The sequence below is a fragment of the Faecalicatena faecalis genome (assembly GCF_012524165.2).
Lineage (GTDB): Bacteria > Bacillota > Clostridia > Lachnospirales > Lachnospiraceae > Faecalicatena_A > Faecalicatena_A faecalis.
Map to the genome: position 1 here is coordinate 113,649 of NZ_JABACJ020000012.1, position 13,902 is coordinate 127,550.

A 13,902-nucleotide genomic window follows, 5' to 3' on the forward strand; every position below is an offset into this window, starting at 1 on the left:
TAATTGGGCTGCCCATCACTCACATGATACATTCGGATCAGAAAATCTTCAAGTAAAAAGACGGATAGCAAAGGCGGATGTAAGGTATCTGCTCTGACTAGCTGGAATTTTATAGAAGTGAATTTTATAGAAGCGTATTGACAAAAAGGAGGGCAGTCTGCTATATTGTCATATAGTTTACATTGTTAACTATATTTCAGAATCTAAGCAGAACGTACAAAACATAAGGATATGGCGAGACGTATTAACGAATATCCGTTTTAAACGTTTTTTAACAGGAAAGGGAGATTTTCATGGAAAAGAAAGAAATTCCAGAGTGGATCAGGCATATGGAGATGATTGAATCGATTCGCTTGTTTTCTAATCTATATACACAGAAAACGCCAAAGGGTGCTTTCTGTACCGCCCAGGAGGTAGATGCTCTGTTCCGAATAGAACTGGGGCACGGCAGTTTAAGTCCCTATGAGCTAAGCATACAGATGGGAGTCAGCAAGCCTCTTGTCAGCAGACTTCTTGAGGGCCTGACGGAAAAAGCTTTGATCGAAAAAAAGGCTTCCGAAAGTGACAGGCGCAGTTACCGCCTGGATTTGACTGTCAAAGGCCGGGAAACGCTGGAATCTACTTATTATTATTTTATTGAACCGCTGGAAAGACTGGAGAAAAAACTTGGAAAAGACCAGTGCAGTGAACTTCTGAGATTGATTGCTCTTGCAAACACAAAAAATGACTCAAAACAAGATTGAAAGGATGATTATATGACATTTTATCAGGCATTACAATTGAATGCAAAAGGCTCTAAAGATCTGATCCGAGGTACGGCCGATTTAAGGGAGCGAAGGAAATGGAGCCTTGTGTACCTCTTCAAAGTCCTTCTGACGGTTGCGTTCTGCTTCCTTTTTGTGACGGGATATAGTATGGTATTTGGTTCAGACAATAGTATTGTGGGAGTCGCAGTGCTGCTTGTACTGTTGCTCGTAAGGCAGGCCGATTTTGGGATTCAAATGAAAAGCAGCATCCTGGCTCTTTTTCTTTTATTTGGGATTCTGGCAGCAGGGCCAAAGACGGCTAATCTCCTGCCTCCGTTCGGGGCATTTTTTATTCATATCGTCTGTATTTTTGCAATTACCACGCTGGGCTGTCACAATATCATCATGTCGAACCATTTTACGTTTGTGCTAAGTTACCTGCTGCTCTATGGGTACGACGTGTCGGGCAGAACATTTACTATGCGGCTTTATGCATTAGCAGCAGGATTTATCCTGTGTGCTCTTATCTTCTATAAAAGCCATAGGAAACAGCAATTTAAAAGAGGTCTGAAGCATCTTTTGGAGGAACTGGATTTAAGCTCCTCCAGGACGCAGTGGCAGGTGCGCATCAGCCTTGCCACTGCATCTGCAATGCTTGTCGCATCACTTCTTCACATTCCACGGGTGATGTGGATTGGGATTGCCTGCATGTCGATTATGACGCCTCTGATAAAAGACTGTACCTATCGGGAATTGAGACGGGCGCCATTCAATATTGTGGGCGGGCTGCTATTCCTTGCGTTGTATCATCTTCTGCCAGAGGGAATGCTTCCCTATCTGGGAATCATTGGAGGAATCGGTGTTGGCTTTTCCGCCAGCTATTCCTTCCAGAATATTTTTAATGCACTCGGCGCGCTTATGATCGCAACCGAACTGTTCGGCCCCATACCTGCTGTCATATTAAGAATTTTTGCAAATGCATTTGCGACTGTGTACTGTATTGGATTTAATGTAATCTGGGAAAAAGTACGTAATGCAAGATTTCTTAAAAAGGCAGTATTATTTTAAAATAGCTTCCAACCTTACTGGCTGATGATCTGTATATTCAAATTGGGTATCTATGTTCTCCACTTTTTGGACTTGAATATTATCAGATACAATAAAGCCATCCAGAACATAAACTTGCGAATCATCATAGTTTCCGCTGTAAGGTCCGTTCAAAAGTCTGCAGGTCGGTACATTATCAGATACTGCAAAGGAGAATCCTTCGGGGATATCTTCTGTGCTTACGACTCCCGGTACCCAGTCGTCCTGATTGTGGATCGGATATTTTTCCATCCCCTCAAACGTCTGGTTAAAGTCACCGCCTGCAATTACATAATTTCCCTTTTCATATTCAGCTTCAAGCTTTTCGGCAAGCATCTTGCTCTGCGCAATCTTGCCTTCACCACTGTCATAAGCCTCCAGATGAAAGTTGATCATGACCAATTCCTTGTCACTTCCTTCCAATGGAATGCGTGTCTCCAACATACAACGCTTTAAGTTACAGGTCTTGACAGGCCAGGTAAAGGACTCCGGCAGTGCAATACGGGATGCATCCGTCACGTTAAGATCGGTCATCGTGACCAGCCCGCTTGTTACCTTTCCGATTGGCGGCAGCGGATAAGGAACGAAATCACATTTGAAGTTACATGCAAACATGCCGGGAAGCTCCAATGCGTTCTCATAATACTTCTGCTCATCGATATGGAAGGATCTCTTAGAATCCCTGTCGACCTCCTGTAAGAAATAAACATCTGCATTCTGTTTTTCAAGAATGGATGAAATTCCTTTCATATTGTGCTCTACCAGTGCCTGGCTCTCGGGCTGGACTTTCGAACCACCGTCCATAAAGAAATCCTCATCTTTACTTAATCCTGCGTACCCCGTGTTATAGGTGAGAACAGTAAATGAATCCCCAATCTTCATTGTATCTGTCCCATTTCCAGGCTCCACGGCCTCCACTGCATCCGGGCGGTATTCCCGGATTGTCAGGTAACCAACTGCAAGTGCAAGGATTAAAATAATTCCAAGCACAATTCCTCCGGCTATTTTTAAGCCTTTTCTTTTCTTTTTCATAATCTTCGCCTCTCTATATGATAAGTCTACCTACATATGTACTTATTTTAGAACAAACTTTTCATTTTGTATAGAGAAGCGGTAAAAAAATTAAGACTCTTTGTGTAGAGTTCTATATGGTATCACGATCTGTGTAACATAATCCTCAAAATCTGCAATTGCAAATTCATTCAATCCTGTTTCGTAGCAATTTCCCATCAGTTCCAATTCATGTTCCTTGGCCCAAATCAGCATTTTTGAATATAAGGCGGGAATTTTATCCCAGCTGCCAATGCAATATCCGCATAAATAAACTCCCGTAGGCAGAGTTACAAAATGATTACCTCGTCCGGCTTTTCTCACAGGGGTGAACAGCCCGTCATATTCTTCGAAATCATTGTTTTTTACTTTTTCCAAGGAAATGTAGCTTCCGCATCCTACTTTATATGCATTATACTCTTGTGCAGTATAAAGATGTTCCATAATTTGAATCATATTTTTCTGCATTTCTCCTTGATCTTGAAGGGGTGACAATAATAAATATTTCTCTTCCAAATCTACAGTCTCTATTTTTCCATCATACGCCTGTTCACAGAGCCTTAAAGCTTTCTGCTTTTCCTGTAACAGTCCTTTTAATAGTTTCAGTCGTTTGATCTGTTCATCGATTTCCTGGGTCTTTTGTACTGCGATTTCCTGAAAGACAGAGGGACTCAGCGAGTGGAAATAATCTTTCACCTCCTCAATCGACATCCCAATATCTCTTAAAGACAAAATATTTTCTAACGTTACACTCTGATGGTAAGTATAATACCGGTATCCATTTTCCCCTTTAAAAGCGGGCGAAAACAGACCGATTTCATCATAATAATGTAGCGTCCGCTTGTTTAAATGATGCATTTTGGCAAATTGTCCCGCTGTGAATAAAAGTGTATCTTTCTGCATTTTGTTTCCCTCCATAATATAGTAAGATATTGCATCAATCCCGATTCTCGATACATAAGACTTTTCTTTGCGGCCGAGAATTTACTGTTTCATTTTAAAAAGCACCAAAAAGAGGTCTTGACATTACAGTCACTGTATACTTTATACTGCAGTATATCAAAGAAAAATTTACAAGTAAAGAGGAGAAGAAATATGTTGAATACACTTACTTACCGAAAATATCAATCATCAGACGCTTCTTTTTTAGAGGATATCATCAGAAAGACTTGGGATTATGACAGATTCTGTTCAGCAGATACAGCAAAACGGATGGCTCATCTTTATCTCATGAACTGCCTTTGTGAGCAATCATATACCCAGGTCGCATTGAACGGGGATACGCCTGTTGGAATCATTATGGCGAGAGCTAAAAAGGAAAAAACAAAGTTTCAATTTAAAATACCGCGCATTTGTGCAGAGCTTGCAATGTTGTGCCGCAGACAGGACCGGTCCGTTATAAAGATTTTTGGTGGAATACACTCTATCGATCAAGAGCTTCTAAATAATAGAAAGACCGACTACGATGGGGAGATCGTTTTTTTTGCACTGAATGCAAGCTGTCGTGGGATGGGCGTAGGAAAAGAGCTGTTCACGAGAGCGATTCATTATTTCAAAGATTGTGAGGTCAAAAACTTTTATTTATATACGGATAGCAGTTGTAACTATGGATTTTATGAACACCAAGGAATGAAAAGATGTGGTGAGAAAAGCTGTCATGTGCCTGTTGGACTTGAAAATACCATGTCCTTCTATCTGTATGAATATCAGATTGCCTGAGAATCTGCTGTCCGGCCAGGGCAATTCTATAGCCGGACAAGCAATCCTTCTATCCTGCCGTTTCCACACGCATGCGCTTTTCAAGAGATGCTTCAAATCTTATTGCCATAACTATCGTAACTACAGCCGAGAGGACATCTGCAGCCGGCTGTGCATAAATGATTCCATTCACGCCAAATAACATCGGCAGAAACAGGATGGCCGGAACAAAGCAGATCCCCTGTCTGCACGTCCCGAGAATCATCCCCTCTTTTGCTTTTCCAAGGGCAAGGAACAAGGAAGAATGTACCGTATAGAAACCGAACAACATGAAAGACAGTCCATTTGCACGCAGTGCATAGCTTCCAATGCGAATCATCTCCAAATCATGGTCTGTAAATTGTGAGATGACCGGTTTTGAGAGTAAAGCCAGGATTCCCCCAAAGAAAACACAGAATACTGTGGACCAAATAATCGAAATCTTGATTGCCTCTTTTAAGCGCACATAGTTTTTTGCACCATAACTGTAACCGGCAATTGGCTGAAATCCTTTGATGAATCCGAATACCATGAGACTTCCCATGGAAATCAGTCTCGTTACGGCTCCCATCCCTGCAATGACCGAATCACCATATCCCTTGGCTTCCATATTAATCAGCGCCACTGCAAGACTAGTCAAGAGCTGGAAAATCAGGGTTGGAATCCCAATTTTTAAAATTTCAGATATAATCTCTTTTGAAAAGTGGCACTCCTTGATACGGAAAGTAAAGATACTCTTCCCCTTTCGTATATAATATAAATAAACCAAGGTTGAGATCATCTGCGAAATAGCTGTGGCAATGGCAGCACCGGCGACTCCAAAGTCTAGGACATTAATAAAAACAGGGTCTAAGACCATATTTAGGATAGCTCCAGTCAATAGTGCTCCCATCGTAGTTTTTGCGGCGCCCTCACTGGTCACAATATTATTCATAGCTACATTGAATACATTGAAAATAGAGGAAATGATATAAATTCTCGCATATGTCCGGGCATAAGGAAGTATGCTCGGTGTCGCTCCCAAAAGCTTTAAAATCGGATTCAAAAACACAACAACGCATAAGATTACAACTGCTCCAACAAGAACGCTTCCATAAACAGCGGTACTGACAACTCTATCAGCCTTATCTTTCTCATGATTACCAAGCAGTCTCGAGACTGCCGATGCTGCTCCACTTCCAAACAAAAGACCCAATCCTACCACCACCTGGCCTAATGGGAATGTAACAGAAATAGCCCCCATCTGACTGGTTCCAAGCCCTCCTACAAAATAGGCATCTACCAGGTTATATAAGGCGTTGATCATCATACCTATCATCGTTGGAATCCCCATTGCCAGCAATGCTTTTGGAATGGGGGTACTCCCCAGCAGCTCCATTTTTTTATTTTGTCCGCTCATAACAGACTCTCCTTTCTCTTGACACCAAGCATAAATTGAATTACTATAAATTATAGTAATTTAGTTTCACGACTCATGCTACTATAATTTATAGTAGTTGTCAATATAAATTGCTATAAATTATAGTATACGGTGATAAATATAAAATTTCTTTAAGGAGGACCTTATGGCGACAATTGATCTGATTGTATTAGGGATGTTAAAAAAAGAAGTATTGAGTGCTTACGATATCCAGAAGCAGGTGGAATACAGAAATATATCCAGATGGGTAAAAATCAGTACCCCTTCGATCTATAAGAAAGTAATTCAATTAGAGGGAAAAGGATATATTAAAAGTACCCCTGTCAAGGAAGGAAATATGCCGGAAAAAGCGGTCTATTCTTTGACCAGTGCGGGGGAACAGGAATTTGAAAGATTAATGTTAGAGATTGCTGAAAAGCCAGTTCGTATATTCTTAGATTTTAATGCTGTAATCGTAAATCTGGAACTGCTTTCAAAGGAAAAGAAAAAGAAGTGTCTGGATGACATTGAAAAAGAAGTCGGTGTGATGAAATCATATATAGAAGAAAATATTGCCCTGAAAGAGCAGATACCCGAGATCCCAGAAACAGGAAAAGCGGTACTGCGACAGCAGCTTCTGTTGGCGGAGGCACTGGAGGCGTGGATCGCCTCTTTAAAGGCAACGCTTTTATAAAGTAAATACAAGGAAATCCCCCACCCTCTTTGGTATGACGGTGGGGTGCCCTTCTTATTCTCCTAAAATGGTGATGTCAAAGTAATATTCTCGGCATTCTCCACTCTTTGCAGTCTGAATATTCCGCTTCTTCTCGAACACATCGCTTTCATCACTGCAGGTTGATAAGCCCACCCACGGCTCCATTGCAATAAATGGTCCATGATTGGCTGTGGACCACAGAATCAGATATGGAAAGTCTTCAAAATCCAGGCGGACCCCTTTTTTATGATTCTTGGATAAAAGCTTTACGCTTCTGGATTTGATCTCATCCAGAATGACTGCATCCTTCTCGAACATTTCATGGCTCAAAGAGACTTCCTTCTGGTTCTGCAAGAATGGACTGCGGTGCTCCATATCAATCAATCCTGTCTCTGTGACCGGTGTCGGAACACTGCAGTGTTCCTCCTGCAAAAATTCCACTCTATAATCGTCGTAGTGTTCGGTATCAAACAGAGGGCAGTTGAAACCTGGATGTCCACCTATAAAAAATGGCATATCCTCTTCTCCGGTATTGTTTACCTCATATTGGGTACGTATCGTATTCCCTGTCAGGGTATATTTGATTTTCAAAACAAAAGGATATGGATACTGTTTCAGCATCTCCTCATCGCTTTTTAAAGAAAAAACAATCTCATTTTCACCCTGTTTCTCACAGATGAATTCTCGTTTACGCACAATTCCGTGTCTGGGCATCTCTGTTACTTTCCCATCTCCAATCTGCGCCTTATCATCTCTTAAACTGCCGCAGATTGGGAAAAGTACTGGTGCCTGTCCGCTCCAGTAGGTCTTATCTCCCTGCCATAAAAACTCCGTGCCATCCTTGTCCTGAATGGATGAAAGTGCAGCCCCCTTTGATTGAAAGCTTACTTTTAATACATCATTTTTCAATGTGTATTCCATAGTGTGTGCTCCTCCTGTCTTTGAAAAAAGTACTCAGTTGCTATTCTTGTTCTATGAACATGTTTATTATGAGATTAACCAGGAGAAAAGTCAAAGGTATTTTCCTATTTTTACATGTTTATTATTTTGTAACGCGTTATTTTTATAGTCCTTTTTTCTACAGACCTATCTCTCCTGCCTGGAGGTGATTATTTAGATATCAATTTCAAATGGAATGGTAGGTACCCCATCCGAAGTCGGAATATCATCTTCAAAAGCCCATCCTTTTAATTTCAATGGCTCAAGCAATATGAATTCTGCATCTCTTCCTCCCAGGGCAACACCTTCATCAAAAGCTCCCGGAAATTTTTCACAGTAGACCTGACGTAATTCTTCATTAGAATCTAACATCGTTGCGCCTAAAAATACTGCTTTGGCTTCTGCAAAAAAAGGTCCGGCAGCAATGCAGCAGTTAGGATTTACTTTTAACTGCTGATATTTCAGTGAACCAGGATCCGTGAAAATCAAAATATTTCCTCTATAATCAACCGGGCTGACCTGCCGCATGGTAACGCTTTCATCTGATGCCGTAGCAAGTACTACACTCATGTCCTTGTGTATGATTTCAAAAAATTGTGTAACTCTATCCATTCTTTATTCTCCCTGGTCTCCCCATATTCTTTTCTTTATGTACTGTTATAATCGTATAACTATATGTATTTACTGTTATGATACAATTCTCTACATTCACATACCAATCTCATAGTTCGTTTCTACCTTCCCTTGCTATAAAGCACACATACCAGAAGACTCATACAGAATCCAAGCAATCAATGAGCAGGCTGACAAAGTTCAGGTGATTTGTTCTATAAACTATAATATTCCGCTTATTAGCAGGGATTTAGAATATCCAACCTATCCTGTTGAACATCGCTATCCCCAAAATAGCGCCTATTGACAAACATAGAAGATACCACCCTAATTTAGAGTTTTCCATATTATCTCTTTCCTTCATAAAAACTTCCTCCTTGCTTTCTCTGCGACTTCAAAACTGCATTCCCCCTTAACTGGGATTGTCAATAGCAATCCATGGAAATCTATTGATATTTAAACTTTAACTAAAATAATTAGTAGTGTCAAGCTTATCCTGTTCTAACTTGTAACCGTTGCAGGCCATCAGGTTATCGTTTCTCCTTCACTGCAATCCAGACTTCAGCCTGCCCGTCTTTGCCATAGTATTCCATATCCGGCGCTCCCGATTTCATCCTGCCAGTGATATATCCCTTATTTAATGGTCTGTATTTGGATTTTGGAAGCCATTTTGTGATTGCCTGAGCTTCGGTTTTCCCGATGGTTTCACGTGTGCATGGGAACACAGCCCATGTCATTGCAGGTACGATATACTCGGAAAGTTCATCTGATACCTCAAGGTTACTTACGACAGCGATCACATACTCAAATTTTCTGGAATCCAAGGGGTCTGTATTGTATATATTGATTCCCCACAATCCATCCAGTCCCGGATTAGCTAATTTCAGTAATGGTTCCTTAAGATGCTCCTCCTGTATTTTTGACCAGTGCAGCGGAATTGCTTTCCTCCCCTCCCCCTTCTGGTTTGTTGTTTTGAGCAAGTGACCCACAACCCGAAAGCTGTTTTTATTTTCTATCCGAAAAGGTAAATCCATATGCTTGTCCTCCTGTTTTATCTCTCTCATCTATTTTTCTGTTCAATTAAGGGGATTCATATCTTACCCCCTTTCCTCTCTTGGATTCTTAATTATAACTGATTTTCCAGGGCCTTTCCTCTCATTTAGTGTACTGTTTGGATAAGTCAGATACGTATTTTAACATCTTTAAGCTGTCTGTTCAGCAGGGAATTGTTTCCATAATTATCTTATCTTGATGCAGGATGCCTTGTGCTTTAATTCTAAAGAAAAAGAACAGAAATATGTTTCTGTCCTTTTTGTATAATTTATTATCCTAACTATTATAAAAAAAATCCCAGGACACTTCCCTATGAATGACCTGCCAAGAATAAAGCGTTTTGATGAAATGCTTTTCTATATCCTTGTTATACTTCATAACCAGTGGAAACGCTGCATCCCTTGGCCCACCGTGAAGATAAAGATACAAAGGGACATCCTTAACTTCTGCGCGTATAGAAACAAATTGCTGCACGCCATTTATCATAGAAATATTTCTATATAACTGATTATTTTACTATAATCTACATTTTGTACGCCCCAAAAAGCTCCCTTATACCAGAGCAAAAAGACATTATGATGGTTCACAATACAGCATTGCGGAAGCAGGAAGGATCCTCCTCTTGGATAAACGGCTTTCCCCGCATAGGAAATTCCATTGTAATCTAAGGTTTCTAAAATCTTCGACCAGGAAGCACGTCCTCTTCCCATCACGGAAATCACTTTCTCCAGGCTTACCCCTGCCAGCATGGCCACACAGCACTGACCACAGAGTCCCTGCTGAAAGGGAATCTCCTGAATGCTGTCTATTTTTCGCACCGGCAGCTCTTTTGAGTAAGGGCTGTCATGGTTGATCCGAGATAAAGATAGGATTGGCTCTAATGATGTCTTTATTTCTCTTTCCTGTAGCAGACTGGACGCAATGCTCTTGTTAACAGGTATCCAATAAGTTCCACCGCCCTTGGGAACCAGTCTGCATTCAAAAGAATGCTCCTCCATTACAACCCTGCAGGGAATGTTCCCTTTCAATCCGGTTATCTCCCAGATATTAAATGGTATAGATGCAAAAAATCGGTTCCCGCCCTTGTGTAATGTAGTGTTAAAACGATAAATCATCTGATGTTTTCCCACATTTTGTCTCATCACTTAAATGCTATTCTTTCACGCCGTCCTCAACATACAGCCCAGATAATTGCCCATGTTTATCCCGGATGACATAGATGTTCAGTATACTGTCATTAAAGGGTCCGAAATACCGATGCATTCTCTATTGCTATCCATACTTCCTGGTGGTTATCCTGCATATAACACTCCATCACAGGCAGATCCGATAGTTTATAGCCTGAATTTGGAAGCCATTCGGTATAAAATTTTTGATAGACTTCCTGCACTGCATTTGGAAGTTCACCGTCTGCATTGATTATTACCCACATTGCAGCAGGATAGGAAAACTCCTCCATTCCAATCGGCGTGGGGATTGGGTTGCATTCTGGAACATCCACATGGCTGGTCACAGCCAAGACATAGTCCATCTCCTCTGAATTCCCCCATTCCCCGCCAACAGATATCCCCAAGAAGCCTGCTGGGCGATAATCTGGAAAAAAATTTATGAACTTTTGCATCGTGCCATCTTTCCATGCCTTATCCCATATAGAGGGCACAAGCTCAAAAGCCCTGTCCGTTTTTATCCTGTTGGATATCCCCGCCACTTTAAATGCAGGCCACTGCACAATTTGAAAATTCATTTTCTCTCCTCCTGTAACTGAAATTTGGAAGGAAAGCTTTGGGCAGGATTTTAGCATCACCGGTTCTTTTCTTACTGTCGAGGGCAAAACTCCGTGAAAATTCCGGAATGCACGGGAAAAGGCATCTTGAGAATCATAACCATACTTTAAGGCAACATCAATGATCTTCTCATCGCCTTTTATCACGTCAAATGCTGCAAGTGTCAGCTTTCGATTCCTGATGTACTCTGACAAAGAGGTCTGGGCTACATAGGAAAATAGTCTCTGGAAATTATAAATAGAGCAGCACGCAATCTCTGCAATCCTGTCATGGGATATTTCATTTTCTAAATTGTCATCAATATAATTCATGACATCATTCAGATTTTTCATCCAGTCCACGTTGATTTCCTCCCTTCTATGGGTACCATGATAAGGCAAATCAAATACTTCCGCTCGACTATTTCTGCCGCAATTAATCGAAAGGCTTTTAGAGTTGTACTAATTAGAGATACCTATACAGGATTTGATTTTTACAGGATTTCTTATGGCTAACTACATAGTAATTATGACATATGAATGTGAAGCCAGTATGAAACTTCCACACCAAATTCTTTTTGTTCAACAATCTGATATTTTTCGGTCTATCGCCATAAGGTCAGATGTTTTTTTCTTCCAATTCTTTCATCCCGGCAGTCAATACCTTTAGAGAAAACTCAAAGCTGTCCTCCACCGGCAGCGAATGGCCAAATGCATCGTTATTAACCAGCAGTGAAAAGCCCTCCAAAAACGCGCGAAATGTACGAATCAGATGATTACAGTTTTCCTCAGAAATATTCAGCGAAGAAGTGATTTTCGAGCAGATAGCAAATAGCCTTTGTGTAACCTTCTCCGCTTCATTGTTCTGGTATTTGTTATACCACAGCATAGCGCTGAAAACGCCTGGATTTTCTGTTGCATAATCATAAAATGCCCTGCAGATTGCCTCCCATGCATCGTATCCACTGACCCCCACTGCAGCCTCCAGCATCCTTTCTTCCATATGCCGCCAGCCATAGAGCATTAGTTCATTCTTTATATCATCCAGTCCCCTGATATGATTGTATAATGACGGAGGCTGAACATTTAAGCTGTCCGCCAATATTTTTAAAGTAATTGATTCTAACCCTATTTTGTTTGCTAACTGTGCTGCTTTTTCTACCACTACATTTTTATCAAGACCTGCCCTTGCCATAATTCCTCCTGCAAAACTATTTATTTTTACACTTTAACTAATATGATTAGTTTTGTCAACCTTCGTTCATTCTCTCCTCATTAATTTTCTAATCAGGAGCAGGGAAAACAGTAATTCGTCTATGAAATACTGGATGCACGCAGGCAGTCCGCTGTCAGTGTCTTTGCATTTTGAAGCATCTCTTCTGGTGTTCCTGCAAATACCACCTCTCCCCCGTTCTTCCCTCCATTTTGTCCTGCCAAAGGCCCCACGTCGATGACATGGTCTGCAATGGAAATACGGTCCTTATCATGTTCCACCACAAGGACCGTATTTCCTTTGTACCGAAGAAGCGTCCATTTTCACAGACACCTCTTCTGTCCTTTTATCATCTTCTACGATCAATAATCTTGCCATGGAATCTCATCACCTCTTATCCTAAGATAACATTTCTATGTGGAGCCAGTATGAAATCTCTGCATATTACTGTGCTTCATTATACCATATCCGATAAATACAGGTAAAACAAAGAATATAAGCGGAAGGTTTGATGTGATGGTACGAAGAAGGGGCAGCGTTACCTGCCCCGGTGTTTCTCTTTTTTCTTCTGCTGTTTCAGTTCGAACCGGCGCTGCTTTTCAGCCTCAGATCTTTCTCTGCTGATCGCCCTGCGCTGTGTTTTCATCTGCTCCTGCTGCAGTTTTAAGGCCTGCTGCGCCTTGGTGCCTAACCCGGTATTTTCTACCTGTTTATGTACCTCGCGCTGTATCCTTTTGGGATTTCTTCTGACCTTTTCTGCATTAGCTGCCACAGCCGGACTAAACTTCAAGTGATCGTATTCTTTCAGGATGAAATCATAGATTTCATAATCCTTTGGTTCTGCTCCAAATGTAACCTTGGAAACAGATAACATCCCAGCCTCTGTGTGCTCAAAAATCCCCACCCAGAAAGGCTCCTCAAAAAATACGGTGAGTGTCCCTGTTGCTCTGTCCATGACAAATTCCTCCTTAGTTTTGAAATGAACAGCAAACGGACGACCCAAGGAGGGAGGGTTACTTATGCTGCATGAGCAGCACGGCCGGACTACCTACCGACTCAGCAGAAATTTCTGCGTTGTGTTTTTATCGCTGTTTTTATATAAAGCACTTAAGGTGCAATATATCTTTATTATATTCGAATCATTCTTCTTTCCCCATAATTTTTATAGAAATGCAGATTACGATTGCAGTCGCAATGATAAATTCTGCAAATACGACGGATGGATTCCATATCTCAAAATAAAAATGCCCGATTAAAAATACGGCAAGAAACAACAGATAAATCCCTGTCGCATAAGCAATACAGCGGACCAGCCGCTTTTGTTTTCTCTCCCGGATTAATATTTGCTGTTGCTGCTTTTCTAACATCTCGGTTTTGACTGATAACTCATCTATTTCAGATGGTTTTAAAAGGTAATCAATCGTTACATCAAAAACTTCACTTAATGCTACGATCTTTTCTAATTCAGGAACCGCCTGACCCGTTTCCCTTAGTTAAAGATATTGTTGGGTATCTCAAGATGTGTCATTCGATTTTGCCGATAAAGCGGTAGAAGATTTCCACTTCCTGTTCCCGGCTTCCGTCCTCACT

The 13,902-nt window shown here is 41.1% G+C and carries 17 protein-coding genes and 1 pseudogene; 4 read left to right on the forward strand and 14 right to left on the reverse strand.

What is annotated here, in order from left to right:
- Nucleotides 1-293: 293 nt before the first annotated feature.
- Together HGO97_RS13390 and HGO97_RS13395 are read left to right on the forward strand one after the other, a co-directional pair.
- Nucleotides 294-743: a MarR family winged helix-turn-helix transcriptional regulator gene (locus HGO97_RS13390; RefSeq protein WP_216242530.1), complete on the forward strand. Its 450-nt coding sequence runs from the start codon at nt 294-296 to the stop codon at nt 741-743.
- Nucleotides 744-755: 12 nt separating this feature from the next.
- The gene (locus HGO97_RS13395) at nt 756-1,814 is read left to right on the forward strand and encodes an FUSC family protein (protein WP_216242532.1); all 1,059 of its coding nucleotides are present in this window, start codon (nt 756-758) and stop codon (nt 1,812-1,814) included.
- Here HGO97_RS13395 and HGO97_RS13400 read toward each other — a convergent pair.
- Nucleotides 1,806-2,864, reverse strand: coding sequence for an exonuclease/endonuclease/phosphatase family protein (locus tag HGO97_RS13400; protein ID WP_216242533.1), 1,059 nt, complete (start codon nt 2,862-2,864; stop codon nt 1,806-1,808). The two genes, HGO97_RS13395 and HGO97_RS13400, sit on opposite strands and share 9 nt — an antisense overlap.
- 90 nt (nt 2,865-2,954) lie before the next feature.
- Nucleotides 2,955-3,785: a MerR family transcriptional regulator gene (locus HGO97_RS13405; RefSeq protein WP_216242536.1), complete on the reverse strand. Its 831-nt coding sequence runs from the start codon at nt 3,783-3,785 to the stop codon at nt 2,955-2,957.
- Between the two features lie 192 nt (nt 3,786-3,977).
- On the opposite strand from HGO97_RS13405, the gene HGO97_RS13410 reads away from it, so the two are divergent.
- Nucleotides 3,978-4,601, forward strand: a complete 624-nt coding sequence (locus HGO97_RS13410; RefSeq protein ID WP_216242538.1) for a GNAT family N-acetyltransferase — start codon at nt 3,978-3,980, stop codon at nt 4,599-4,601.
- A gap of 49 nt (nt 4,602-4,650) precedes the next feature.
- Here HGO97_RS13410 and HGO97_RS13415 read toward each other — a convergent pair whose 3' ends face one another.
- A complete protein-coding gene (locus HGO97_RS13415; RefSeq protein WP_216242540.1) occupies nt 4,651-6,018 on the reverse strand; it encodes an MATE family efflux transporter in 1,368 nt (455 codons plus the stop codon).
- Between the two features lie 166 nt (nt 6,019-6,184).
- On the opposite strand from HGO97_RS13415, the gene HGO97_RS13420 reads away from it, so the two are divergent.
- Nucleotides 6,185-6,712, forward strand: coding sequence for a PadR family transcriptional regulator (locus HGO97_RS13420; protein ID WP_216242542.1), 528 nt, complete (start codon nt 6,185-6,187; stop codon nt 6,710-6,712).
- Between the two features lie 54 nt (nt 6,713-6,766).
- Here HGO97_RS13420 and HGO97_RS13425 read toward each other — a convergent pair whose 3' ends face one another.
- From HGO97_RS13425 to HGO97_RS24520, 11 genes and pseudogenes are all read right to left on the reverse strand, one after another.
- Complete coding sequence (locus HGO97_RS13425) at nt 6,767-7,654, reverse strand: aldose 1-epimerase family protein (RefSeq protein WP_216242551.1); 888 nt, start codon at nt 7,652-7,654, stop codon at nt 6,767-6,769.
- Between the two features lie 192 nt (nt 7,655-7,846).
- Nucleotides 7,847-8,284, reverse strand: coding sequence for a pyridoxamine 5'-phosphate oxidase family protein (locus tag HGO97_RS13430; protein WP_216242553.1), 438 nt, complete (start codon nt 8,282-8,284; stop codon nt 7,847-7,849).
- Nucleotides 8,277-8,384 carry a hypothetical protein gene (locus tag HGO97_RS13435; RefSeq protein ID WP_408610857.1) on the reverse strand — a complete coding sequence of 36 codons (108 nt, stop codon included), beginning with the start codon at nt 8,382-8,384 and terminating at the stop codon, nt 8,277-8,279. The genes HGO97_RS13430 and HGO97_RS13435 overlap by 8 nt, the downstream gene beginning before the upstream one ends.
- Before the next feature lie 430 nt (nt 8,385-8,814).
- Complete coding sequence (locus HGO97_RS13440; protein WP_216242555.1) at nt 8,815-9,318, reverse strand: GyrI-like domain-containing protein; 504 nt, start codon at nt 9,316-9,318, stop codon at nt 8,815-8,817.
- A gap of 501 nt (nt 9,319-9,819) precedes the next feature.
- Complete coding sequence (locus tag HGO97_RS13445; RefSeq protein ID WP_216242556.1) at nt 9,820-10,479, reverse strand: DUF1905 domain-containing protein; 660 nt, start codon at nt 10,477-10,479, stop codon at nt 9,820-9,822.
- Nucleotides 10,480-10,574: 95 nt separating this feature from the next.
- Entirely contained in the window at nt 10,575-11,453 is an 879-nt protein-coding gene (locus HGO97_RS13450; protein WP_246597446.1) for an AraC family transcriptional regulator, read from the reverse strand.
- Nucleotides 11,454-11,718: 265 nt separating this feature from the next.
- Nucleotides 11,719-12,294: a TetR/AcrR family transcriptional regulator gene (locus HGO97_RS13455; protein WP_216242561.1), complete on the reverse strand. Its 576-nt coding sequence runs from the start codon at nt 12,292-12,294 to the stop codon at nt 11,719-11,721.
- 119 nt (nt 12,295-12,413) lie between these two features.
- A pseudogene (locus tag HGO97_RS13460) lies at nt 12,414-12,623 on the reverse strand (hypothetical protein); the annotation flags it as partial.
- 227 nt (nt 12,624-12,850) lie between these two features.
- Nucleotides 12,851-13,267 (reverse strand): YjdF family protein, encoded by a 417-nt coding sequence (locus HGO97_RS13465; RefSeq protein WP_216242565.1) that lies wholly within the window; start codon nt 13,265-13,267, stop codon nt 12,851-12,853.
- A 184-nt stretch (nt 13,268-13,451) separates the two neighbouring features.
- Nucleotides 13,452-13,679: a hypothetical protein gene (locus HGO97_RS13470; RefSeq protein WP_246597440.1), complete on the reverse strand. Its 228-nt coding sequence runs from the start codon at nt 13,677-13,679 to the stop codon at nt 13,452-13,454.
- Between the two features lie 157 nt (nt 13,680-13,836).
- The coding region (locus tag HGO97_RS24520) for a DUF4368 domain-containing protein (RefSeq protein WP_216242606.1) at nt 13,837-13,902 on the reverse strand (66 nt) is incomplete at its 5' end.